The organism is Pseudonocardia sp. EV170527-09, assembly GCF_008369905.1.
Taxonomy (GTDB): Bacteria; Actinomycetota; Actinomycetes; order Mycobacteriales; family Pseudonocardiaceae; genus Pseudonocardia.
The window spans coordinates 1-21,349 of the sequence record NZ_VRMC01000098.1 but is presented as its reverse complement, the minus strand read 5'-3'; the positions used below and the strand labels follow the sequence as shown (position 1 = coordinate 21,349).

General features: G+C 74.4%; 22 protein-coding genes and 1 pseudogene. 13 read left to right on the top strand and 10 right to left on the bottom strand.

The window, feature by feature from the left end; all coding sequences use genetic code 11:
- Positions 1 to 811: serine hydrolase domain-containing protein (locus FVA95_RS23665; RefSeq protein ID WP_149666109.1), on the bottom strand; the 811-nt coding region annotated here is incomplete at its 3' end.
- 98 nt (positions 812 to 909) lie between these two features.
- On the opposite strand from FVA95_RS23665, the gene FVA95_RS23660 reads away from it, so the two are divergent.
- Positions 910 to 1,515, top strand: coding sequence for a TetR/AcrR family transcriptional regulator (locus tag FVA95_RS23660; protein ID WP_149666108.1), 606 nt, complete (start codon positions 910 to 912; stop codon positions 1,513 to 1,515).
- Positions 1,516 to 1,632: 117 nt separating this feature from the next.
- Here the strand turns inward: FVA95_RS23660 and FVA95_RS23655 are convergent, their stop codons facing one another.
- The 3 genes and pseudogenes from FVA95_RS23655 to FVA95_RS33185 form a co-directional block, all read right to left on the bottom strand.
- Positions 1,633 to 2,568, bottom strand: a complete 936-nt coding sequence (locus FVA95_RS23655) for a proline/glycine betaine ABC transporter permease (protein WP_149666107.1) — start codon at positions 2,566 to 2,568, stop codon at positions 1,633 to 1,635.
- Complete coding sequence (locus FVA95_RS23650) at positions 2,568 to 3,776, bottom strand: glycine betaine/L-proline ABC transporter ATP-binding protein (RefSeq protein WP_164514898.1); 1,209 nt, start codon at positions 3,774 to 3,776, stop codon at positions 2,568 to 2,570. The genes FVA95_RS23655 and FVA95_RS23650 overlap by 1 nt, the downstream gene beginning before the upstream one ends.
- Positions 3,773 to 4,675 (bottom strand): annotated as a pseudogene (locus FVA95_RS33185) (glycine betaine ABC transporter substrate-binding protein). The gene FVA95_RS23650 and the pseudogene FVA95_RS33185 overlap by 4 nt, the downstream one beginning before the upstream one ends.
- A gap of 268 nt (positions 4,676 to 4,943) precedes the next feature.
- On the opposite strand from FVA95_RS33185, the gene FVA95_RS23640 reads away from it, so the two are divergent.
- The gene (locus tag FVA95_RS23640; protein ID WP_149666105.1) at positions 4,944 to 5,708 is read left to right on the top strand and encodes an alpha/beta fold hydrolase; all 765 of its coding nucleotides are present in this window, start codon (positions 4,944 to 4,946) and stop codon (positions 5,706 to 5,708) included.
- Here FVA95_RS23640 and FVA95_RS23635 read toward each other — a convergent pair whose 3' ends face one another.
- Both FVA95_RS23635 and FVA95_RS23630 read right to left on the bottom strand, forming a co-directional pair.
- Entirely contained in the window at positions 5,709 to 6,143 is a 435-nt protein-coding gene (locus FVA95_RS23635) for a TIGR03668 family PPOX class F420-dependent oxidoreductase (RefSeq protein WP_149666104.1), read from the bottom strand.
- Positions 6,144 to 6,148: 5 nt separating this feature from the next.
- Positions 6,149 to 7,033 carry an SMP-30/gluconolactonase/LRE family protein gene (locus tag FVA95_RS23630; RefSeq protein WP_149666103.1) on the bottom strand — a complete coding sequence of 295 codons (885 nt, stop codon included), beginning with the start codon at positions 7,031 to 7,033 and terminating at the stop codon, positions 6,149 to 6,151.
- 81 nt (positions 7,034 to 7,114) lie between these two features.
- Between FVA95_RS23630 and FVA95_RS23625 the strand changes: the two genes are divergently transcribed.
- Positions 7,115 to 8,101, top strand: coding sequence for a pirin family protein (locus FVA95_RS23625; protein ID WP_149666102.1), 987 nt, complete (start codon positions 7,115 to 7,117; stop codon positions 8,099 to 8,101).
- A gap of 204 nt (positions 8,102 to 8,305) precedes the next feature.
- Here the strand turns inward: FVA95_RS23625 and FVA95_RS23615 are convergent, their stop codons facing one another.
- The gene (locus FVA95_RS23615) at positions 8,306 to 9,121 is read right to left on the bottom strand and encodes a helix-turn-helix domain-containing protein (RefSeq protein WP_149666101.1); all 816 of its coding nucleotides are present in this window, start codon (positions 9,119 to 9,121) and stop codon (positions 8,306 to 8,308) included.
- 174 nt (positions 9,122 to 9,295) lie between these two features.
- Here FVA95_RS23615 and FVA95_RS23610 point away from each other — a divergent pair, with 174 nt between their 5' ends.
- The 5 genes from FVA95_RS23610 to FVA95_RS23590 all read left to right on the top strand — a co-directional run bounded on the left by FVA95_RS23610 (position 9,296) and on the right by FVA95_RS23590 (position 15,346).
- Positions 9,296 to 10,222, top strand: a complete 927-nt coding sequence (locus tag FVA95_RS23610; RefSeq protein ID WP_240051692.1) for a VOC family protein — start codon at positions 9,296 to 9,298, stop codon at positions 10,220 to 10,222.
- Positions 10,222 to 10,842, top strand: a complete 621-nt coding sequence (locus FVA95_RS23605) for an alpha/beta hydrolase (RefSeq protein WP_149666099.1) — start codon at positions 10,222 to 10,224, stop codon at positions 10,840 to 10,842. Before FVA95_RS23610 ends, FVA95_RS23605 begins: the two co-directional genes overlap by 1 nt.
- 9 nt (positions 10,843 to 10,851) lie before the next feature.
- Positions 10,852 to 13,935: a DEAD/DEAH box helicase gene (locus FVA95_RS23600; RefSeq protein ID WP_149666098.1), complete on the top strand. Its 3,084-nt coding sequence runs from the start codon at positions 10,852 to 10,854 to the stop codon at positions 13,933 to 13,935.
- Complete coding sequence (locus tag FVA95_RS23595; RefSeq protein ID WP_149666097.1) at positions 13,928 to 14,755, top strand: SWIM zinc finger family protein; 828 nt, start codon at positions 13,928 to 13,930, stop codon at positions 14,753 to 14,755. The genes FVA95_RS23600 and FVA95_RS23595 overlap by 8 nt, the downstream gene beginning before the upstream one ends.
- 90 nt (positions 14,756 to 14,845) lie before the next feature.
- Entirely contained in the window at positions 14,846 to 15,346 is a 501-nt protein-coding gene (locus FVA95_RS23590) for a hypothetical protein (RefSeq protein ID WP_149666096.1), read from the top strand.
- Positions 15,347 to 15,796: 450 nt separating this feature from the next.
- Here FVA95_RS23590 and FVA95_RS23585 read toward each other — a convergent pair whose 3' ends face one another.
- On the bottom strand, positions 15,797 to 16,129 hold the full coding sequence (locus FVA95_RS23585; RefSeq protein WP_149666095.1) for a DUF3817 domain-containing protein: 333 nt from the start codon (positions 16,127 to 16,129) through the stop codon (positions 15,797 to 15,799).
- Between the two features lie 175 nt (positions 16,130 to 16,304).
- Between FVA95_RS23585 and FVA95_RS23580 the strand changes: the two genes are divergently transcribed.
- Together FVA95_RS23580 and FVA95_RS23575 are read left to right on the top strand one after the other, a co-directional pair.
- Positions 16,305 to 16,883 carry a TIGR03086 family metal-binding protein gene (locus tag FVA95_RS23580; RefSeq protein WP_368667355.1) on the top strand — a complete coding sequence of 193 codons (579 nt, stop codon included), beginning with the start codon at positions 16,305 to 16,307 and terminating at the stop codon, positions 16,881 to 16,883.
- A 20-nt stretch (positions 16,884 to 16,903) separates the two neighbouring features.
- On the top strand, positions 16,904 to 17,830 hold the full coding sequence (locus FVA95_RS23575; protein WP_240051691.1) for a TIGR03854 family LLM class F420-dependent oxidoreductase: 927 nt from the start codon (positions 16,904 to 16,906) through the stop codon (positions 17,828 to 17,830).
- Positions 17,831 to 17,931: 101 nt separating this feature from the next.
- Here FVA95_RS23575 and FVA95_RS23570 read toward each other — a convergent pair whose 3' ends face one another.
- Positions 17,932 to 18,693, bottom strand: a complete 762-nt coding sequence (locus tag FVA95_RS23570; RefSeq protein ID WP_149666093.1) for an SDR family oxidoreductase — start codon at positions 18,691 to 18,693, stop codon at positions 17,932 to 17,934.
- Positions 18,694 to 18,730: 37 nt separating this feature from the next.
- Here FVA95_RS23570 and FVA95_RS23565 point away from each other — a divergent pair, with 37 nt between their 5' ends.
- The 3 genes from FVA95_RS23565 to FVA95_RS23560 all read left to right on the top strand — a co-directional run bounded on the left by FVA95_RS23565 (position 18,731) and on the right by FVA95_RS23560 (position 20,874).
- A complete protein-coding gene (locus FVA95_RS23565) occupies positions 18,731 to 19,237 on the top strand; it encodes a DUF309 domain-containing protein (protein ID WP_149666092.1) in 507 nt (168 codons plus the stop codon).
- A gap of 123 nt (positions 19,238 to 19,360) precedes the next feature.
- A complete protein-coding gene (locus FVA95_RS30985; RefSeq protein WP_161992410.1) occupies positions 19,361 to 19,978 on the top strand; it encodes a hypothetical protein in 618 nt (205 codons plus the stop codon).
- Positions 19,939 to 20,874 carry a GDSL-type esterase/lipase family protein gene (locus FVA95_RS23560; protein WP_161992409.1) on the top strand — a complete coding sequence of 312 codons (936 nt, stop codon included), beginning with the start codon at positions 19,939 to 19,941 and terminating at the stop codon, positions 20,872 to 20,874. Before FVA95_RS30985 ends, FVA95_RS23560 begins: the two co-directional genes overlap by 40 nt.
- An 83-nt stretch (positions 20,875 to 20,957) precedes the next feature.
- Here the strand turns inward: FVA95_RS23560 and FVA95_RS23555 are convergent.
- Positions 20,958 to 21,349, bottom strand: a 392-nt coding sequence (locus FVA95_RS23555; protein WP_193564409.1) for a transposase, incomplete at its 5' end; no start/stop codon positions are given.

The following is a 21,349-nucleotide window of genomic DNA, read 5'->3' as shown; positions in this document are numbered from 1 at the left end:
AGGACAGAGCACTGTCCCCGGTCCCGGCAGCCGTGTCATGATCGCGCCCGGGCCAACGACACGTCAGGTCGTCCATCAACCGACACCACAGCCCGTCCCCGGACAACGCGATCCCGGGCAGTCCGTCCGCTGCGCCCGCGCCCGCGGCGAGCTCCCGCAGGCGCTCGGGTGTGGCGATCATGGGCTGCGGGGCGAGGAACCGGTGCTCGGCCTCCGCGGGCAGCCCGAGGTGCAGGTCCAGGCCCAGCGGCCCGGTCAGCAGCTCCCGGACGAGCACACCCACGTCCGACGAGGTGGCCCGGCGGACCACCTCGCCGGTGAGGGCCGACTCGACCAGGGCGTGGTAGCCCGACGAGGTGCCGGGACGCCAGAACGGGCGCTGCGCCCCGAGCCGCTGGGCCACCAACCGGTCGTCGGAGAGCTCGTCGACGGAGAAGCCCTCGGGCGTGCCGACCAGACCCGCCTGGTGGGCGAGCAGCTCACGCAGCAGCAGGTCCTGCTTCCCGCCGGTGGCGAACTCCGGCCAGTAGTGGGCGACCCGCTCGTCCAGGTCCAGGACCCCCTCCTGGACCAGCAGCGCGACGAGGAGGTGGGTCACGCCCTTGGTCGCCGAGTAGATGCCCAGGAGGGAGTCGGGGCCGGTCTCCGGGCCGGCCCACAGGTCCACCACCGGCCGGCCCCGGTGCCGGGCCGAGACCTGGACGTCGAGCGGGGCGCCCTCGGCCGCGATCAGGGCGGTGAACGCGTCCCGCACGGGTTCGAAGCCGTCGGCGACCGTGCCCTGCACCGTGGGCCCCTCGAGTGTCCGCATCGCCTGGTCCTCCCTCTTCGTCGTTAAGTGACCATTGGATACTAACCCGAGCGGGCTGCCACCGAACCGTGACGGGCGCCTCGCCTACAGTCCGGCCCATGACACCGACCCCGGACCCGGGCAGTCCCGGACGCCGGCCGGGCCGGCCGCCGCGGCTCAGTCGCGACGCGATCGTCGAGGCCGTCGCGTCCACCGCGAACCTCGACACCCTGACGGTGCGTGAACTCGCCGCCCGGCTGCAGGTGAGCCACGGCGCGCTCTACCGCTGGGTGCGCAACCGCGACGAGCTCGTCGACCTGGTCAGCGCGACCGTGGTCGACCGGGTCCTGGGCAGGCTCGACGACGACCCCCGCGGACCGGCCCCGACGGCCGCGGACCTGCTGGAGCGGCTCGGCACCGCCATGCACGCGGAGTTCCTGGCGCTGCCGGGCTACGCCACGCACCTGTCCCGGCCGCACCGCCACCACACGCCCTCGGTCGAGCGGCTCCGGGACACCGCGGTCGCCGCGTTCGTGCGCGACGGCGTCGCCGAGGACCTCGCGGTGCAGAGCTGGCAGATCTTCGTGACCTGCACGGTCGGGTGGCTGGCCGCGGTGGAGAACGCGCAGCATCCCGGGGCCGGGGTGCCGGACTTCCCGGTCGTCCTCGACGTGCTGGTCCGCGGCCTGCCCGCCCGTCCCCTCGGCGGCGTGGACGGGTCGTGATCACCGGTCGTGGAGCGCGGCGTCGGTGTCACGGACGACACGGACGACACGGACGACACGGACGGTCCGCTCCACAACCGGTGATCATGCGGGGCGGGCCGGGGGCGGGACGCCGCGTCACACGGTCGCGTTGTTCCCCGCCAGACCGACGAGGTTCGACGGATTGCGCAGCCCGGCCGGGTCGACCGCCTTCTGCGGGCGCCGGGCACGCAGCTTGGACAGCAGGCTGCCCTCCGGACGCTCGGCCAGCGCCGAGGTGAACCGGTCGAGGAAGATCGCCACGATGACGACGGCGAGCCCACCCTCGACGCCGGTCGCGATGTCGAGCTGGGTGACCGCGCTGACCACCGTCGTGCCCAGCCCGTCGGCACCGGCGAGGCCCGCGACGACCACCATCGACAACGCCAGCATGATCACCTGGTTGACGCCGGCCATGATCGACGGCAGCGCCATCGGCAGCTGCACCTCGCGCAGGATCTGGCGGGGGTGGGCACCGAAGGCGTGCGCCGCCTCGACGACCTCGCCGTCGACGCCCCGGATGCCCAGCTCGGTGAGCCGCACCGCGGGCGCGATCGAGAACACGATCGTCGCGATGACGCCCGGGACCACGCCGATGCCGAACAGCAGCACCACGGGGATCAGGTAGACGAACGCCGGGACCGTCTGCGCCAGGTCGAGCACCGGTCGCAGGGTCCGGCTCGCCGCACGGCTGCGCGCGGCCCAGATCCCCAGGGGCACCCCGATGGCCACCGCGATCAGCGCCGCGACGAGCACCAGACCGAAGGTCTCCATCGTCTCGGTCCACAGGTCGAACGAGGACACGAGGAGGAAGCCGAGCAGGGTGAACACGGCGAACCCGACTCCGCGCACGAGCAGCGCGAGCGCGACCAGCAGCACCAGCCAGACCCACCACGCCGGGGTGGTGAACACCGCGGTCACGGCCTCGACGACCGCGGTGATCACGACCCCGATGACGTCGAGCACTCCCCCGGCGTTCTGCAGCAGCCAGAGGATGAAGGCTTCGACGTAGCTCCCGAACTCGAACCTGGGCATCAGGCGTTCCTCCCGTCGGCGGTGGCCTCGTCGTGGGTCGACAGCGCGGCGAGCACGGCACCGCGCGGGACCACCCCGGTGAGCCGGCCGTCGTCGACCACCGCGAGCGGGACCGGGTTGCGCCCGACCTGGTGCAGCAGGTCGATGAGTGGCCGGTCCGGTTCGGTCGTGCGGTACTCCTCGACCAGCGCGGACCGGTCGATGCCGGTGGCATTCCGGCCCGCGGCGTGGCCGAGCCAGTCGTCGCGGACGACGCCGAGGATGCGCTGGTCGTCGTCGACGACGTAGGCGCCGGTCGCCTCGGCCTTGCCGAGCCGGACCAGCACGTCCGCCGGCCGCTCGTCGAGGGTGACGGTGATGCGGGCAGCCCGGATCACGTCGGCGGCGGTGAGGACGCGGCTGCGGTCGACGTCGGAGACGAAGTCGGCGACGTAGTCGTCGGCCGGGGACTCCAGGATCTGCGGCCCGGTGCCGACCTGGACCAGCCGGCCGTCCTTGAGCAGCAGGATGCGGTCACCCAGCAGCATGGCCTCGTTGAGGTCGTGGGTGATGAACACGATCGTCTTCTTGAGGTCCTGTTGCAGGCGGACGAGCAGCTGCTGCATGTCGCGCCGGATCAGTGGGTCCAGCGCGGAGTAGGGCTCGTCCATCAGGAGCACCTCGGTGTCGCTGGCCAGCGCCCGGGCCAGCCCGACCCGTTGCTGCATGCCGCCCGAGAGCTGGCCGGGCAGCGCGTCGGCGCGGTCGCCGAGGCCGACCTGCTCCAGCGCCCACTCCGCCTTCTCCCGGCGGGTGCGGGCGTCGACGCCGCGGATCTGCAGCCCGTACTCGGCGTTCTGCGCGACGGTGCGGTGCGGCAGGAGCGCGAAGTGCTGGAACACCATCGCGATCCGCTCGTTGCGCAGGGTCCGCAGGTCGGCGGCGCCGAGGGAGCCGAGATCGCGGCCGTCGACGGTGATGCTGCCCGAGGTCGGCTCGATGAGCCGGTTCAGCAGCCGGACCAGGGTCGACTTGCCCGACCCGGACAGACCCATGATCACGAACAGCTCGCCGTCGGCGATGTCGAAGGACACGTCGTGCACGGCGAGCGTCGCGCCGGTGCGGCGCTGGATCTCCGACCGGCCGAGACCCTCGCCGGCCAGCCGGACGGCCTCGTCGGCGGCGCGGCCGTCACCGAAGACCTTGGTCAGGTTCCGTACCTCGATCATGCTCCCGCTCCCACCCACTGGCGGACGCGGTCCGGGTGCGCGGCCACGTAGTCCCGCGCCACCGCCTCCACGTCCTCGTTGTCCACGTCGACCCGCTGGAGCATCTGCTCGACATCGGCCAGCGGGAGCTCGAACCGGCGCAGCATCGCCGCGAACCCGGGGCTGGTGCGCGCCAGGTCCGGGCTCGCCGCGGTCCAGGCCGAGTACGCCGGCATGGCGCAGGCACCGTCGCCGGTGGTGTAGCAGTCCTCGCGCGCCGGGGTCGGCTCCGTCAGCTTGGTCAGCTGGAGCTCCTCGAAGATGTAGTGCGGCCGGTACAGGTAGACCAGGATCTAGACCAGGATCGGCTGGCGGCGCTCGTAGGCGCGGCGCAGCTCGGCGATCTGCGCGGCCTCACTGGAGGTGACCTGCTCCAGGTTCAGCCTGTACCCGGCGAGCCGCTTGGCGTTGTACTCGGTGGTGAGGAAGCTGGGGTCGGAGTCGACGAGCCGGTTGCCCAGGGCGTCGGCGTAGTCGTTCAGCTGGGTCACGCTGGTCAGCCCGGCCAGCGGCTGCCCCGGCGCGGCGGCGTAGCTCGGGACGTACCAGCCCTGCTCGGCGCCGGAGTAGGTCGGGTGCACCAGCTCGATCCGGTCCTTCGCCTTCGCGGCCAGCTCGGACTGGTTGGGCATCGCGACCTCGGACAGGGCGTCGACATCGCCGCGCTGGGCGCCCGCCCACGCCGTCGCGGGTCCGACCTGGATGGTCTTGAGCCGCCCGACGCCGAGCTCCGGGTGGGTCGCGACGACCTCACCGAGGATCGCGTTGGTCAGCTTCGCCGCGCTCCACGGGAACTGGGCGAGCCGGACGGTCGGACCGTCGGCCCCGGCGGACGCACAGCCGGATGCGGCTACCAGCACCGCGAGCAGGGCGGTGACCAGGCGGACCGTCCTGGTCCGGGGTACGGGAACGGGCGGATCGGCCACGGGGGCACGTCCTCTCGGGGGTCGTCGACTCTCCGCGTCCCGATCGGCTCCAGGACACGCGGGCGGGGGTCAACGACAGGCGGACGACCACATCCGGCACAGGTCGACGTGCAGACGCGACGTCAGCCGGAGGTCGAGAATCACGCGAACGACCCTTCACGACCCTTCCGGCCGGCGCAACAGCGAGCACTACGATCGTGACGTGTCTGCGACGTCGCTGCTCGAGCTGGACGGTCTGCGCCACGAGTACTCCGACACCGGCGATCCGGGCGACGGGCGCGCTCCCCTGCTGTTCCTGCACGAGGGACTCGGCTCGGTCGGGCTCTGGCGGGGCTTTCCCGAGCGGATCGCGGCGGAGTCCGGGCGCCGGGCCGTCGCGTACTCCCGGCTCGGGCACGGCCGCTCCGACCGGCCACGCACCCCGCAGACCACGACGTTCATGGCGACCGAGGCGACGACGACCGTCCCGGCCCTGTGCGCGGCCCTCGGCCTGGAGCGTCCGATCCTGGTCGGGCACTCCGACGGCGGAACGATCGCGCTGCTCGCGGCCGCGGCGATGCCGGTGAGCGGGGTGGTCGTGCTCGCCCCGCACGTGCTGACCGAGCCGTTCGCCCTCACCGCGATCCGGGCGGCCCGCACCGCGTTCACCGAGGGTGACCTGCGCGCCCGGATGGCCCGCCACCACGACGACCCCGACACCACGTTCCGCGGGTGGAACGACATGTGGCTGGCCGAGGAGTTCACCTCCTGGGACGTCCGCGACGCGCTGGCCGGGATCACCGCGCCGGTGCTGGGCCTGCAGGGCGACGACGACCCCTACGGCAGCATCGTGCACGTGCGCGCGGTGGAGGAACGGGCGTCCGGGCCGGTCACGGTGACCGAGCTGCCCTGCGGGCACGCACCCCACCTGGAGCTCCCCGACGAGACCACCGCCGCGATCACCAGGTTCCTCCACCCCCTCCCCTGATCACGGGGGCGGGGTGGCCGTCCAGGCGGTCCAGCGGGTCGGGGTGAGGACGACGACCGGGCCCTCGGGGGGACGGGCGGCGTAGGGGGCGTACCGGTCGGCCAGTGCCGCGACGGCGCGGGCGTGCAGGTCGCCGTCGTCGTGGATCGCGGCGGTCGCGTCGAGACGGACCCACCACAGCCGGGTCCAGTCGTCGTCGTAGTGGTCGGCCAGCAGCGCCACCCGCGGGTCGGCCTCGATGTCGCGCAGCCGCGCGAGCCTGCGGTGCCGCTTGGGCTTGACGTCGTCGACGGCCGACACCACCAGCCCGTCGACGAGCGCGAACGTGACCGGCACCAGGCGCGGGGTGCCGTCGGTCGCGCGGATCGTCGCGAGCCGCGCCACCCGCGCGCCGGTCAGGAGCGCGCGGGCGGCGGTCTCGTCGAGGGAGGGCACAGCGGTCAGGCCGCGGGGACGGCCACGCGCACGGCGAGCAGCTGCGCGAGGCGGGTGTCGCGGCGCTCGTGCTCGGCGAACCCGGGGGCCGTGCAGAGGAACAGGGTGCGGCCGTCGTCGCCGCCGAGGGCGCAGGCGTACGTGCCGACCTGCCCGGTGGACACCTCGCCGTCGACGAGACCGCCGGGCCGGACCCGGATCGCGCGGTTGCCGATGGCGTCGGCGACCCAGATCGCCCCCTCGGCGTCGGGGACCGAGATCCCGTCCGGGGCGACGGTCAGCTCGGCGATGGCGTCGGACGGGTCGTCCGCGGCCGACGGCGGACCGAACAGGGCCCAGTCCCGGCGCGGACCGAGCGTGCCGTCGGCGCCGATCGCGAAGGCGGACAGCCGGTTGCCGAAGGTCTCGGCGACGACGAGGTCCCCGCCGGTCAGTGCGGGCCCGTTCGCGAAGTGCAGCGGCTCGCTCGCGACCGACACGGTGCCGTCGGGCGCCACGCGCAGCAGCGGGGCCGCGGCGCGCGGGGCACCGTTCATCAGGTCGAAGCCGAAGGTGCCCACCCAGAGCCCGCCCCCGTCGTCGACGATCATGTCGTTGAGCAGGTGCTCTGTGTGGCCGGACAGGTCGGCGTGGGTGACCAGGGTGCCGTCGGACTCACGGCGCAGGATCCGCCGGTCGCGCATGGACACCACGACCAGCCGTCCGTCGGGCAGCCAGCCCAGCCCCGAGGGCTGCTGCGGCACCTCGGCCTCGGTGCGCAGGCCCGACCCGTCGGCGCGGGCCGAGAGCACCCGGTGGGTGTAGAAGTCGCTGAGCCAGATCCTCCCGTCGTGCCAGCGTGGGCCCTCCAGGAAGGACATGTCCGACAGCACCGTCGACAGCTCCGTCATGGCGATCAGTCTGGCCCCCTGGGAATCGGGACGCCAGCGCGGTCGTTGACCGTGCAACAACCACCGACCGTGGAGGTCCCGATGCCCGCCGTCTCCGTCGCCGACGTCAGCACCCTGCCCCGCGTGCCCGTTCCGGGCCCGACCGACCTGGACCGGGGCGTCCGCAGCGTCACCACCGCCCCACGCGGCTACGAGGGCGAGGGCTTCCCGGTCCGTCGCGCCTTCCAGGGTGTGGACCTGCGCGACCTCGACCCGTTCCTGCACATGGACCAGATGGGCGAGGTCGAGTACGCCCCGGGCGAGCCGAAGGGCACCTCCTGGCACCCGCACCGCGGGTTCGAGACCGTCACCTACATCATCGACGGGACCTTCGAGCACGGTGACAGCCACGGCGGCGGCGGGACGATCACCGACGGCGACACCCAGTGGATGACCGCGGGCTCGGGCCTGCTGCACATCGAGCGCCCGCCGGAGTCGCTGGTGCGCAGCGGCGGCCTGTTCCACGGCCTGCAGCTGTGGGTGAACCTGCCGCGCGCGGACAAGTGGCTGCCGCCGAAGTACCAGGACCTGCGCGGCGGCGAGTCCGCGCTGGTCGCCACGCCCGACGGCGGCGCGCTGCTGCGGGTGATCGCCGGCGAGGTCGCCGGCGTGTCCGGGCCGGGCTCGACGCACACCCCGATGGCGATGGTGCACGCCACCCTCTCCCCCGGCGCGCAGCTGCGGCTGCCCTGGCCGCGGCCGTACAACGCGCTGGTCTACGTGCTGTCCGGGGCGGGCACGGTCGGTGCCGACCGGCGCCCGGTCCGGACCGGTCAACTCGCGGTCTTCGGGCCCGGGGACCTCATCACCGTCGAGGGCAACACCGCGCAGGAGGCCCGCCACCCGTCGCTGGACGTCGTGGTGCTGGGCGGGCAGCCGATCCGTGAGCCCGTCGCCTGGGCGGGGCCGTTCGTGATGAACACCCGCGAGGAGGTCCAGCAGGCGTTCGAGGACTACCAGCGCGGCCGTCTCGGGGTGGTGCCGTCGGACTACGTGCCGCACGGGTCGCTCCCCGGTTCGTTCCACTGACGGGTCGAGTACGAGCGCTGCCGCCCGCCGTCCGCGTCACCCGGGATGTCGACGCACCGACCGAGCAGGTCTTGCGCGCCCGACGACGACGCTGACCCCGCTGCCCGGCGGCCGGACCCGGCTGGTCGCGGAGTCGCTGTACGACTCCTGGGCGGCCCGGGACGCGATGCTGGCCTCCGGCATGGAGGTCGGGGTGAACGAGGGCTACGAGCGACTCGACGAGCTGCTGGCCTCGCGGTAGGCCGCCGGGGTCAGCCCAGTCGCGCGCTTGAACACCTGCCCGAAGTGCGACGGACCGCGGAACCCCCACCGCGACCCGATCGCCGCCGCGGGCACGTCGGCCAGCGCGGGGTCGGCCAGGTCGCGCCGGCACATCTCGACCCGCCGCGCGCGGATCCAGGCCGCGGCGCTCGTCCCGGTCCCGGCGAACAGGTTGTGCAGGTGGCGGGCGGAGACGAAGTGCGCGGCGGCGATCCCGGCGGGGGCGAGGTCCGGGTCGCCGAGGTTCGCCTCGATGTGGGCCTTGATCCGGTCCAGCAGGTCGCAGTGCGGGGCGGGTTCGACCCCGGCCACGCTCCGCAGCAGCACCCCGACCAGGTCCACCGCGTGCCGCACCGCGACGGCGGCGTGCGGACCCATGGCGAGCCGGTGCGCGTCGAGGTGGCGCAGGGTGTCGCACACGTAGCCGGCCAGGCCGGGCCCCGCCTCGAACGCCGTGCCCGCCACCCCGGGGAGCGGCTCACCGCGGGGGTCGACGCGGTCGCGGGGGAACCGCACGCACAGGGCCCGGAACCCACGGTCCGCGGTGGGCGTGCCCGGGCGGGCCGGGTCCAACAGCGCCCACCGCCCGGGGACCAGCGGCTCGCCGTCGCCGAGCAGCGCGCTGCCCGCGAGCGCCACGACCAGGACGAGACGGTGGCCGCCGGGGGCGGGCAGGTCGCCGGTGACGGTGGCGAACTCGACGCCGTCCGGGCCGGGGGCGGGGCCGGAGTGGGTGGGACGGTCGGCGACGGTCGTCATCGGCGGCTCCTGGTCGTGCTGGTGGCCACCCCCAGCCTAGTCACGGCGCAGCCGCCCGCCGGGCCGGTGCGGGCGTGCACTCCGACGACAGCGGTCTGCGCCCGTCGGCGATGTGCCGCGGCCGCGGCGTTCCTAACGTCTCCGTACGTGGCTCATGTCGAAGGCTCGCACCATGTGACCCTGTCCGTCGCCGGCGCCCAGGAGGACGTCGACTTCCACACGAAGATCCTCGGCATGCGCTTCATCAAGCGCACCGTGCTGTTCGACGGCTCGCTGCCGATCTACCACCTCTACTACTCCAACGCCGACGGCGACCCGTCCAGCGTCGTCACCACGTTCCCGTGGGCGCAGGCGGGCCAGTTCGGTACCCGCGGCACCAACCAGGCCCGCGAGGTGCTGCTGTCGGTGCCGGAGGGCTCCCTGGACTTCTGGGCGCAGCGGCTGCGCTCCCACGACATCGAGGTCGCCGACGTCGAGCGGTTCGACCAGCGGCGGCTCGCGTTCGCCCACCCGTCGGGCATCGAGTACCAGTTCGTCGCGAACGCCGCCGACCCGCGCCGCGGCTACGAGGGCAACGGGGTCTCGGCCGAGCACGCGATCCACGGCATCCACGGTGTCGGGGTGCACATGACCACCCCGGACCGGATGGTCGAGTTCGCCGACACCTCGTTCTTCGCCCAGGGCGCCCCCGCCGAGGACGGCGACGTGGTCGGGCTGCGGATCGGCGACGCGAAGGTCGGCAACCACCTGGAGATCACCGTCAACCGCCGCGACGACCAGGGCACCTGGCGCTACGGCGCGGGCACCTACCACCACTTCGCCTGGAACGTGTCCGACCTGGCGAACCAGGACGCGGTGAAGTTCGACATCGAGGGCGCCGGCTACACCGACATCTCCGAGCTCAAGGACCGCAAGTACTTCAAGAGCGTCTACGTCCGCACGCCGAGCGGGGCGCTGTTCGAGCTGGCCGTCACCCACGATGAGGGCGGCTGGACCTGCGACGAGTCGCCGCACGAGCTCGGCACCCGGTTCCAGCTGCCCGAGCAGTTCGAGGACCGGCGCGAGGAGATCTTCGCCAAGCTGGAACCGATCGAGGGCTGATGACCACCTGGGGGGACCCGGACGCGCCGCTGGTCGTGCTCGCCCTGCACGGGCGGGGGCGCGACCCCGACGACATGCGGGCCACCGCGGCCCGGTTCGGGGACGTGCCCGCCCGGTTCGTCGCGCCGGCGGCACCGGGCGGCAGCTGGTACCCGAAGCCGTTCCTGGAGCCGTTCGACGAGAACCGGGACGCCCTGCTGCGCGCGCTCGACGTCGTCGACGACCGGCTGGCCCGGCTGGCGGAGGCCGGGGTCGGCCGGGACCGGGTCGTGCTGTGGGGGTTCTCCCAGGGCGCCTGCCTGGCCGCGCACCACCTGCTGGTGCGCGACCCGCGCCCGTGCGCCGGGCTGGTGCTGTTCACCGGCGGCTTCGTCGGGCCGGACCCGGTCCCGGCGCCGCCCGGCGGCTCGCTGGCCCCGACGCCCGCGGTGCTGCGGTCGATCTCGCACGACCCGTGGGTGCCGGCGCACCGGGTGGAGGAGACGGCGTCGCTGCTGGTCGCCGGGGGTGCTCGGGTGGACCTGCGGATCGACGACGGCGACGAGCACGTGATCACCGACGAGGCGTGCGCGGCCGCAGCGGGACTCCTGCACGCGGTCGCTGTCGGGGGTCGCCTCTAGCGTGGGGGTGTGTTCGTCGTCCACGCCCTGCACTCCCCCGCCCGCGGCGTCCTGCTGTGGGCGGAGGACGGCGAGCGCACCCCGCGCACCGACCGGCGGTCGCTGCGCACGGCGCGGCCGCACCCGTTCGCGGTGCCGTCGGACGAGCTGGCCGCGATCCATCCGGGCAAGCCGTCGTCGGTGACGGTGCTGCTGCCCTCGCAGCCGTCGGGCCCGCAGGACTCCCCCGGGCTGGTCCGCTCCCGGCCGCGCGCCCGGAGCCGGGCCACGCCGACGCTGGCGCCGTGGACGGTGCCGGCGGTGGTCGTCGACCCCTCCGAGCTGACCGACCCGTCCGACGACGTCCGCTACGGCGCCGGGTTCGCCCATCTCGCCGACCTCGCCCGGCTCGCCGAGGAGCTCGCGGCGCGCGGCCGGGTGCTGCCGGTGCTGCTGACCGAGTCCGGACGACCCGCGGCACGCTGGCGCCCGGTCGTCCAGGGTCTCGACGCGGTGGCCCGCGCGGACCTGGTGCGGCGGCTGCCGCCGGTCGCGCGGGCCGAGCAGCGGCGCCCGGGCGATGTCGCCGGGCAGGACCCGGACGCCCTGGTCGACGCCGCGCTGTCCCGGTTCACCGACGCCGCGGTCCGCGAGCGGCTGGGGCGCAGCGCCGCGATGCCGCTCCCGCTGCCCGACCGCCCGGACGCCCCGGCGGCGTTGCTGCACGCGCTGACCGGGCCGTCGGCCGACCTGCCCGCGACCGGGGCCGGGCTGCAGACGCTGCGCGACGCGCTGTCGGTGTGGGAGGACGTCGGTCGCGAGCAGCCCGGCGCCGCCACCGCCCTGTTCCGGCTCGCCGAGGTGTCCACGCTGCACGACCCGGCGGACCCCGGTCCGGACCTCGACGACCAGACCGGTGACGGCACTCGGTGGGAGCTGCACTTCGCGCTGCGCTCCACCGAGGACCCGAGCCTGGTGTTCGACGCGGCCGGGGTGTGGGCCGGCGAGGCCGACGCCCTGGTCGCCGGCGCGCAGGACGTGCTGCTGGCCGAGCTGGGGCGGGCCGCCCAGGTGCTGCCCGGGCTGGTGCCAGCGCTGCGCCGGGCCCGGCCGACCGGGCTCCCGCTCGACGTCGCCGGGGCGCACCGGTTCCTCACCCGGGACGCGCCGGCGCTGCTGGCCGCCGGGTTCGGGGTGGCGCTGCCGCGCGGCTGGGACGGGCGCCGCCCACTGGGGCTGCGGCTCTCGGCGTCGTCGGCCCCCGCCCCGGGGGTGATCACCCGCGGCGGGCTGGGGCGCGACGAGCTGGCGGAGTTCCGGTGGTCGCTCGCCGTCGGCGACGAGGAGCTGGGCGAGTCCGAGATCGCCGCGCTGGTGGCGGCGAAGGCACCGCTGGTCCGCCTGCGCGGGCGCTGGGTCGCCGTCGACGCCGAGGCACTGGCGCAGGGGCTGGACTTCCTGCGTCGCCACCGGGACCGACCGCCCACCGTCGGGGAGGTCCTGGCCGCGGCCCGTGGTGACGCGGACGCCCCGCTGCCGGTGACCGACGTGTCCGCCCGCGGGCACCTCGGGGCGCTGCTGGAGGGCACCGCCGACCAGGCGCTGACGCCGGTGCCGTCCCCGCCGGGGTTCACCGCGACGCTGCGCCCCTACCAGGAGCGCGGGGTGGCGTGGCTGGCGTTCCTGTCGTCGCTGGGGCTGGGGGCCTGCCTGGCCGACGACATGGGGCTGGGCAAGACCGTGCAGCTGCTGGCCCTGGAGGCCCATGACCGCGCCGGTGGGCCGACCGGCGCCCCGACCCTGATCGTGTGCCCGATGTCGATGGTCGGCACCTGGCAGCGGGAGGCCGCGACGTTCGCCCCCGGCCTGCGGGTGCACGCCCACCACGGTGCCGCCCGCCCGCGCGGCGACGCGCTGCACGCCCGGCTCGGCGCAGCGGACCTCGTCGTCACCACCTACGCGACCGCGACCCGCGACGCGGAGGACCTGCAGGCCTGGCGGTTCCACCGGCTCGTCCTCGACGAGGCTCAGATGATCAAGAACGCGCACGCGGCGGCGTCGCGCACGATGCGCTCGTTCGACGCGGGCCACCGGGTCGCGCTGACCGGCACCCCGATGGAGAACCGGCTGGCCGAGCTGTGGTCGGTGATGGACTTCCTCAACCCGGGGGTGCTCGGGGTCCCGGAGGTGTTCCGGCAGCGGTTCGCGGTGCCGATCGAGCGCCACCGCGACGCCGGGACCGCCCGCACCCTGCGCCGGATCACCCGGCCCTACCTGCTCCGACGGGTCAAGACCGACCCCACGGTGATCGACGACCTGCCGGAGAAGATCGAGATCGTGGCCGACCACCGGCTCACCCGGGAGCAGGCGTCGCTGTACCGGACCGTCGTCGACGACATGATGGAGAAGATCGAGGACAGCGACGGCATCGAGCGCCGTGGCAACGTGCTGGCCGCGATGACCAAGCTCAAACAGGTCTGCAACCACCCCGCCCAGCTGCTGCACGACGGGTCCCCGATCCACCGCGCCGGCGGGCGGCACCGCTCGGGCAAGGTCGCCCGGCTGGAGGAGATCCTGGAGCCGGTGCTCGCCGCCGGGGACCGGGCGCTGCTGTTCACCCAGTACACCGAGTTCGCCGCCATGCTGCGCCCGCACCTGTCGGCGCGGTTCGACACCGAGGTGCTCTACCTGCACGGCGGCATCCCGAAGAAGCGGCGTGACGAGATGGTCGCCCGGTTCCAGTCCGGGGAGGGGCCGCAGCTGTTCCTGCTGTCGCTGCGCGCGGGCGGCACCGGGCTCACCCTCACCGCGGCGAACCACGTGATCCACCTGGACCGGTGGTGGAACCCGGCGGTGGAGGACCAGGCCACCGACCGGGCGTTCCGGATCGGGCAGCGGCGCGCGGTGCAGGTGCGCCGGTTCGTGTGCCCGGGCACGGTCGAGGAGCGGATCGAGGAGCTGGTCACGTCGAAGCGGTCGCTGTCGGACATGGTGGTGACCGGCGGGGAGGACTGGCTGACGTCGCTGTCGACCGCCGAGCTGCGCGAGGTGTTCGCGCTCGGCTCCGACGCGGTGGCCGATCCGGACGAGGACACCGGGGACGACGATGAGTGACCGGCCGTTCTGGGCGCAGGAGGACTTCACCGGTGGGCCGCCGCGCCGCGTCGAGGGCGGGATCCGGATCCACGCGACGAGGGGCGCGGTCGCCCGGACCTGGTGGTCGGGGCGGTTCCTGGCCGTGCTGGAGCGGCTCGGTGTCGGCGGGCGGCTCTCGCGTGGCCGCAGCTACGCCCGGTCGGGGCAGATCGTGTCGCTCAACGTCGACGCGGGCGCGGTGGTCGCGCTCGTCCAGGGCACCCGGCCGCAGCCCTACCGGGTCCGGATCGGACTGCGGGTCTGGGACAAGACCGAGTGGCGGCGCGTGGAGGAGGCCCTGGCCGCCGACGCCTGGTACACCGCGGCCCTGCTGGCGGGGACCGTGCCCCCGGAGATCGAGGAGCTGCTCGACGGCCTGGAGCTGTCGTTGTTCCCGGCCGAGGGCGCCGACCTCTCGCAGGACTGCTCGTGCCCGGACCACACGGTCCCGTGCAAGCACCTGGCCGCGGTGTTCTACGTGCTGGCCGAGCGCTGCGACACCGACCCGTTCACCCTGCTCACGCTGCGCGGACGAGACCGGGACGCACTGCTGGAGCGGTTGCGGGCCGAACGCGACCGCACCGACGGCCCGGCCGCACCGGCCGGGCCGGTGCCGCTGGCGGACCTGCTGGACCGCTTCTGGGAGGTCGCGGCCGGGTCCGCTCCCCCGCGTCCACCGGACACCGGGCCGGGTGCGGTGCTGGACCAGGTTCCCGAGCCGCCGCTGCGGGCCCGCGGCGGGCGGCTGACCGACGCGTTGCGGCCGGTGTACGAGGCGCTGGCCCACCCGGACGCGTGAGGAGCCGGGCGGAGCAGCTGTTCGCGCTGCCCACCGCGGAGGCCGACGGGATCCGTGCCCGACGTGACGCACCGCAGACGGGAGGCCGGGATGCGTAGTCCGTGGACGGCCCTGCGCACGTCGCAGGAGCAGATCAGGAACGAGACCGACGAGCGCGCGGAGCTGGTGCAGCTGCGACGGCGCTGCCTGGAGCTGCGGGCGGTGGTGGTCGCCGGGGGGCTCGGCATGGTCACCCTGCTGGGCCGCCCGCTCGGACTGCGGGACGCATCCGGGGCGACCTGGTCCGGCGCCGTGCTCGTACTGGCAGTGGCCCTGCTCGCCGTGTGGCTGGTCGCGCGGGCGATCGGCCGACGGCGGTACGGGATGCACGTGACGCCCGAGCGGGATCGTGCGGAGACCGTTCGCGCACTGCTGCTGCTGCCGCTGCTCGTGGTCGTCGCCGGGGCCACCCACTGGTGGGTGGGTGGCGACCTCGCCGACACGGGGTTCTACGTCGTAGTACTCGCCATCGCCATGGGTGCAGGACTGGGGCTGCGCCTGTGGTCGATCCGGAAGCCCACCCCGGGCGAAGACCGAGCCGGAGAAATGTGAGGGCCCGGTCGCCGTGGTCGAGCGACCGGGCCCTCGTCCCGAACTGACGCGCCGCTCCCACCACGAAGCGACACGTGAAACTTAGCCAAGGCTTACCTATGTTGTCAACGGTCTCCGCCGGATTTCCCCGGCAGCGTTCCCGAGCGACCGACGGGCCGGCCGTGCCGTGACGCGCGAGCAACCCCGGGGCGACGGTCGTGACCTCGTCGCATCTGCCGAGGGACGCCATGACACCGGGAACGTGACACCGGGAACGTGACACCGAGGCCGCAGCACCGGGACCGCGGCACCCGCACAGACCCCGGAACGCGGGACGGCCCGGCCGCTGTGGTCGATGCGGCCGGGCCGTGTTTCCCGAACTGACGCGCCGCTCCCACCACGAAGCGACGTCCTGAAGTTAGCCTAGGCTTACCTCAAGAGTCAAGAGCGGCGCGCTGATCCGGGACGCTCTCAGCCGGCGACGGCCCGGGCACGGGCCGGGTCGAGGCGGCCGGTGGCCCCGGCGTGGCGCTCGAACCAGATCGTCGTCAGCGGCGGAATACTGGCGAGCAGCCCGATCACCGTGGTGCGCAGGTCCCAGCGGAACAGCCGCGCTGTCCACAGCGTGACGAGCACGTAGGCGATGAACAGCGCACCGTGGATCGGCCCCATGACCTGCACCCCGACCTCGGTGGTGGCCAGCACCCACTTGACGAACATGCCGATCAGCAGACCGGTCCAGGACAGCGCCTCGGCGATCGCCACGGCGCGGAAGACCTTGGCGACGAGGGACGGGTCGTTCATGACGGGGGCTTCCTCCAGTCGGACGGGACGTCTGGCGTCCACTCTGCCGTAGTCCCCACCCCACCTTCTACCGGGTGTCGAAATACACGCCGGGCGATGAGATCCGACGCCGTGGCCGGTCGGAGTGGGCAGGGCCCCCGTCCGTGGGACGCCGACCCGACCGGAGGTGGCATCCGTGCTCGATCTCGCCCCGACAGCCCGCGCAGTGACCGACGTCGTCACGGGTGTCCGCGACGACCAGCTCCACGACCCGACCCCGTGCGACGGCATGTCCGTCGCCGCCCCGCTCGACCACCTGCACGGTCTGGCGTGGGCGTTCCGGGTCGCGGCGCAGAAGTCCCCCGAGGCCGCGGGCACCGCGCCCAGCGCCGACGCCGCGCACCTCGTCGCGGACCGGCGTACCGCGATCCCGGCCCGGCTCGACGCGCTGGCGCAGGCCTGGCGCGAGCCGGCCGCCTGGGAGGGGTTCACCGCGGCGGGCGGGCTGGACCTGCCGGCCGACGTCGCCGGGGTCATCGCCCTCGACGAGCTGGTCCTGCACGGCTGGGACCTCGCCGTCGCGACCGGACACCCGTTCACCCAGGACGACGACGCCGTCGCCGCCGGCCTGGAGTTCACCAGCGCCATGTCCGCACCTGGTCAGGAGGCGTCGCGGGAGGGGTTGTTCGGATCGGTCGTCGCGGTGCCGGCCGACGTGCCGCCGTTCGACCGGGCGCTGGGCAACAGCGGTCGGGACCCGCGCCGGGGCCGCTGACGCGGGTACCGTCGACCGGTGTGGTGGCCTCCCCGCACGGCAAGGTCCGCATCGGCGTCGGCTCGGTGGGGCTGCGCACCACCGACCCGGGCTCGGAGTTCGACGAGTTCGTCGACGCCCTCGACCACGCGGGCGTCGACTCGCTGTGGCTGCCCGACCTGGTCTCCGCTCCCGGCGTCGACGCGCTGGTCGGCACCACCTGGGCGGCTGCCCGGACCCGGACGCTCAAGGTCGGCACCGGCGTCACGATCCTGCCCGGCCGCAACCCGATGCTGCTCGCGGCCGAGCTCGCGTCGCTGGCGGTGCTGGCGCCGAAGCGGATCCTGCCGGCGTTCGGCCTCCGCGCGGCGACGCCGTCGGAACGCCAGCTCTTCCCCGTCCCCGGCACGCGGGCAGCGGTGTTCGAGGAGTCCCTGGTGGTGCTGCGCCGACTCGTGTCCGAGGAGACGGTGACCCACCACGGTGAGTTCTTCACCCTCGACGACGCGTCGGTCGCACCACGCCCGACCCGCCCGCTCGACCTGTGGCTCGGCGGGCGTGCCGAGGTCGGGCTGCGCCGGGTCGGCCGGCTCGCCGACGGCTGGCTGGGCAGCTTCCTCACCCCCGACGAGTCCGCCCGCGCCCGCACCGTGATCGAGGCCGCCGCCCGCGACGCGGGCCGGGCGATCGACGACGACCACTACGGCACGAACGTCACCGTCGTGCTGCCCGGCGACGGGTCCGACGCCGTCGCCGAGCACGCGCTGCACCGGGCCACCCAGCAGCGGCCCGACGCCGACCCGGAGCAGCTGGTCGCCCGCGGGTGGGACGGCGCCGCCGAGCAGATCCGCCGCCACGTCGAGGGCGGGCTGACCAAGTTCGTGGTGCGCCCCGCCGCGCCGGCGCAGGACTGGGCCCGGTTCCTCGACGAGTTCGTCGCCGAGCTGGGGCCGCTGGAGTCCGGGTGAGGACACGGCGCCCACCGACGGACCCGACGGCTCCGCGGTCGTGGAACTGGCCCTCACACTCGTTGCCCACGAACGCTGACCGCGCCGGCCCGCGGCACGGCTCAGCGCGTCGTCCAGATCCCCCCGTCGACCGGCAGCACCGCGCCGGTCACGTAGGACCCGGCGGCCCCGGCCAGGAACAGCGTCGCCCCGACGACGTCCGACGGCTTCCCCAGGCGCCCGAGCGGGGTGGAGTCGGCGATCTGTTCGCCCGCCGCCTCCAGCGTGGCGCGCATCATCCGTGACGGGAACGGCCCCGGCGCGATCGCGTTCACGGTGATCCCACGCCCGGCGAGGTCACGGGCCAGCACCCGGGTCAGCTGGTGCACCCCGGCCTTGCTGGCCGAGTAGCTGTAGTTCGGCAGCTCCGGCACGCGCAGCCCGTCGATGCTGCCGATGTTGATCACGCGGGCCGGGTCGTCGGCCGACCCGGCAGCCTCCAGCAACGGCAGGAACGCCCGGGTCAGGAAGAACGGCGCCTTCAGGTTGAGGTCGAGCACCTTGTCCCAGGCGTGCGCGGGGAACTCCTCCAGCGGCGCGCCCCAGGTGGCGCCCGCGTTGTTGACCAGCAGGTGCACCCGCTCCTCGCGCTCCCCGACCTCGGCGGCCAGGCGGACGCACTCGTCCTCCGACGACAGGTCCGCGGCGATGCCGATGCCGCCGATCTCCGCGGCGGTCCCCGCGCAGGCGTCGGCCTTGCGGCTGGACACGTAGACCCGCGCCCCGGCCTCGGCGAGGCCGCCCGCGATCATGCGGCCGATGCCGCTGGTGCCGCCGGTGACCACGGCCACTCTGCCACGGACGTCGAACAGTTCGGTGATCATGACGCACGCTAACCGGGAAGCTGGCACGCTCGCAGCCATGACCCGTTCCCGCGACCGCGACGGCCGGGGCCGTGCCCGCAACGCCCGCCCCCGCGACGCCGCCGGGCGTCCGCTCCCGCACGGCGCCCCCGGCGTCGAGCGGGTGCCCGAGGACCTGGCGCTCTCCCCCGCCGAGACCGTCACCGAGGCCCAGCGCCTGCTCGACTCGGGCCGGCCGTTCCACGCCCACGAGGTCCTGGAGGGCGCCTGGAAGGACGCCGACGACGACACCCGCGACCTGTGGCGGGCGCTGGCCCAGCTCGCGGTCGGGCTGACCCACGCCCAGCGCGGGAACGCCCGCGGCGCCGTCGCGCTCCTGCGCCGCGGTGCGGAGGGCGTCCGGCTGTGGCGGGTGCTCGACGTCGCCGTCCCGGCCGGGCTGGACCTCGACGGTCTGGTCGCGCACGCGGACGCCCTCGCCGACGACGTCGAGCGGAACGGCACCGCCGCCGTCACCTCGGCACGGCTCGCCCCGCGGCTGCGGGTCACCCGGCCGGGGGTCTGAGCGCCGGGGAGTCCGACGCCACCCCACGACGTCCGTGACTCCGGTACGGCACCGGGGCCACCATGGCGCCGTGCCCATCCCGACCGCGCCCGTCCCGACCGCGCCGTACGGAGCCCGCTGACGGTGCCGACCCGTGCCACGTCCCGGTCCTGGCCGCGTGCTCTGCTGCGTGAGGCCCGGTCGCTGCCCACGCTGCTGCTGCTCGCGCTGATCGCCGTCGTCGGCGTGCCCCTGGTGATCCTGCTGACCCCGGAGAACCACGTCGAGGTGTTCGGCCAGGACATCGGCGTGGGCGCCAGGGTTCCGCCGCTGACGCTGTCCGGGCCCGCACAGATCGCCCAGCTCGGCAACGCCGAGTTCGACCTCACGACCGTGCAGGTGTGGGGTCCGATCCGGCCGCGGCTGTCGATCGGGCCGTTGAAGCGGCCCGCCGACAACGGCCCGGTCCTGGGCCCGCACACCGTCGACGGCGCCGGTGACGCGGTCCGCGACCTCGGTGAGGGGTTTGTGACCTGGTACCTGTGGGGCGCCACCGGCATCGTGCTGGTCGCGCTGCTGGGCAGCGGGCTGATGGCGACCGCGCGGCTGCTGATGGCGCTGCACCGGACCCGCGCCCGCCGGTACCGGCCGGTGCACTGGGACGACCTGGCCGGGCCGATCGGGCGGATGACCGTCGTCGCGGTGACGGCCTCGGTGCTGCTGTGGGCGGGCGCCGGGGCCGCCGCGCTGCACGGCACCTGACCGGCCTGGGCCGGGTCACCTCGCTGACCGACCTCGTCGGGGCGGCGACGGTCACCCCGTCACCGGTCGGGCCCACGGTGACCGGGGTCGCGGGCGCGGTGATCGGGGACTCCCGCGCGGCCCGGATCGGCGGTCCTGCGCTGCGCGGCGAGGACGGCACCGTCACCCCGGAGGACCGCGCCTGCGGGCGCAGCACCGACTCCCTCGCCGCCGAGCTCGCCCGGCTGCGTGGCGAGGACGTCCTCAACCTGGCCTGCGCCGGGGCGGGCGTCGCGGCCGGGCTGCGGGGGCCGCAGCTGCGCGAGGGCGTCACCGTCGACCCGCAGGTCGGGCGGCTCAAGCAGGTCCGGAACCTGCAGTGGGTGGTCGTCGCGGTCGGCCCGAACGACCTGGCCTGGTCGGACTTCCTGCTGTACTGCTACGGCCTCGCCACCTGCGACGACCGGCTCTCCGACGGCGAGTTCGAGTCCCGGCTGGCCGGGTTCGCCCGCGACGTCGGCGCCCTGTTCACCGACCTCGACACGCTGCCGGGGCGCCCGCGGGTGGTGGTCACCCTGTCCTACGACCCGTTCCCGGCCCGGTTCGACCCGACGTGCGCCGACATGCGCGGACCGGCCGGCACCCCGGGCCTGGACCAGGCCAAGCTCGACCTGCTCGCCGAGCGGAACCGCCGTCTCAACGACGTGCTGACCGACGGCGCCGCCCGCTTCGGGTTCGCCACCGCCGCGCCGGCCCTGGCGCCGCTGTGCGCCCCGGACCGCGACCGGATGCCGCCGGACATCATGGGGCTCGCCACTCCGGACCCGTTCCACCCCACCGCGATCGGGTCGCTGCGCATCGCCGCCTCCGCCGCCGCGGCGCTCGCGTCCGCACGCCCCGGCGGCGGCACGCCCTGACACCTGCCGCCACCGGTCAGGCGTCGGCGTCGCGCAGCACCCGCAGGGGGTCTGTAACGAGAACGGTGGTTCCGGCGATGTTGTCAGTAGTGCTCGGCGCCCGGCCAGCGGTCACCGAAAGTGATGGCGAAGGCGTTGAGGACTGGCTTCCAGCGCATCATCCATCGGGTGTGGCCTCGTCCGGTCGGGTCGAGGCTGCGGGTGACAAGGTACAGACATTTCATCGCGGCCTGCTCGCTGGGGAAATGCCCTCGCGCTCGGACCGCTCGCCGGTAGCGGGCGTTCAACGATTCGATCGCGTTCGTCGTACAGATCACCCTCCGGACCTCGATGTCGTAGTCGAGGAACGGCACGAACTCGGTCCAGGCGTTACGCCACAAACGTATCATCGCCGGATGGGCTCGCCCCCACTCGTCATCGAGATCATCCAGCGCGGCTGCAGCGGCATCGGCGGTGGACGCGGTGTAAATAGCTC

Excerpts from the sequence above, each read along its gene's own strand:
- FVA95_RS23655 (WP_149666107.1), bottom strand. The coding sequence starts at position 2,568 with ATGCCCAGGTTCGAGTTCGGGAGCTACGTCGAAGCCTTCATCCTCTGG.
- FVA95_RS23585 (WP_149666095.1), bottom strand. The coding sequence starts at position 16,129 with ATGAACGACCCGTCCCTCGTCGCCAAGGTCTTCCGCGCCGTGGCGATC.
- FVA95_RS23625 (WP_149666102.1), top strand. The coding sequence starts at position 7,115 with ATGCCCGCCGTCTCCGTCGCCGACGTCAGCACCCTGCCCCGCGTGCCC.
- FVA95_RS23595 (WP_149666097.1), top strand. The coding sequence starts at position 13,928 with ATGAGTGACCGGCCGTTCTGGGCGCAGGAGGACTTCACCGGTGGGCCG.
- FVA95_RS23570 (WP_149666093.1), bottom strand. The coding sequence starts at position 18,693 with ATGATCACCGAACTGTTCGACGTCCGTGGCAGAGTGGCCGTGGTCACC.
- FVA95_RS23650 (WP_164514898.1), bottom strand. The coding sequence starts at position 3,776 with ATGATCGAGGTACGGAACCTGACCAAGGTCTTCGGTGACGGCCGCGCC.
- FVA95_RS23660 (WP_149666108.1), top strand. The coding sequence starts at position 910 with ATGACACCGACCCCGGACCCGGGCAGTCCCGGACGCCGGCCGGGCCGG.
- FVA95_RS23605 (WP_149666099.1), top strand. The coding sequence starts at position 10,222 with ATGACCACCTGGGGGGACCCGGACGCGCCGCTGGTCGTGCTCGCCCTG.
- FVA95_RS23615 (WP_149666101.1), bottom strand. The coding sequence starts at position 9,121 with ATGACGACCGTCGCCGACCGTCCCACCCACTCCGGCCCCGCCCCCGGC.
- FVA95_RS23590 (WP_149666096.1), top strand. The coding sequence starts at position 14,846 with ATGCGTAGTCCGTGGACGGCCCTGCGCACGTCGCAGGAGCAGATCAGG.
- FVA95_RS23630 (WP_149666103.1), bottom strand. The coding sequence starts at position 7,033 with ATGACGGAGCTGTCGACGGTGCTGTCGGACATGTCCTTCCTGGAGGGC.
- FVA95_RS23565 (WP_149666092.1), top strand. The coding sequence starts at position 18,731 with ATGACCCGTTCCCGCGACCGCGACGGCCGGGGCCGTGCCCGCAACGCC.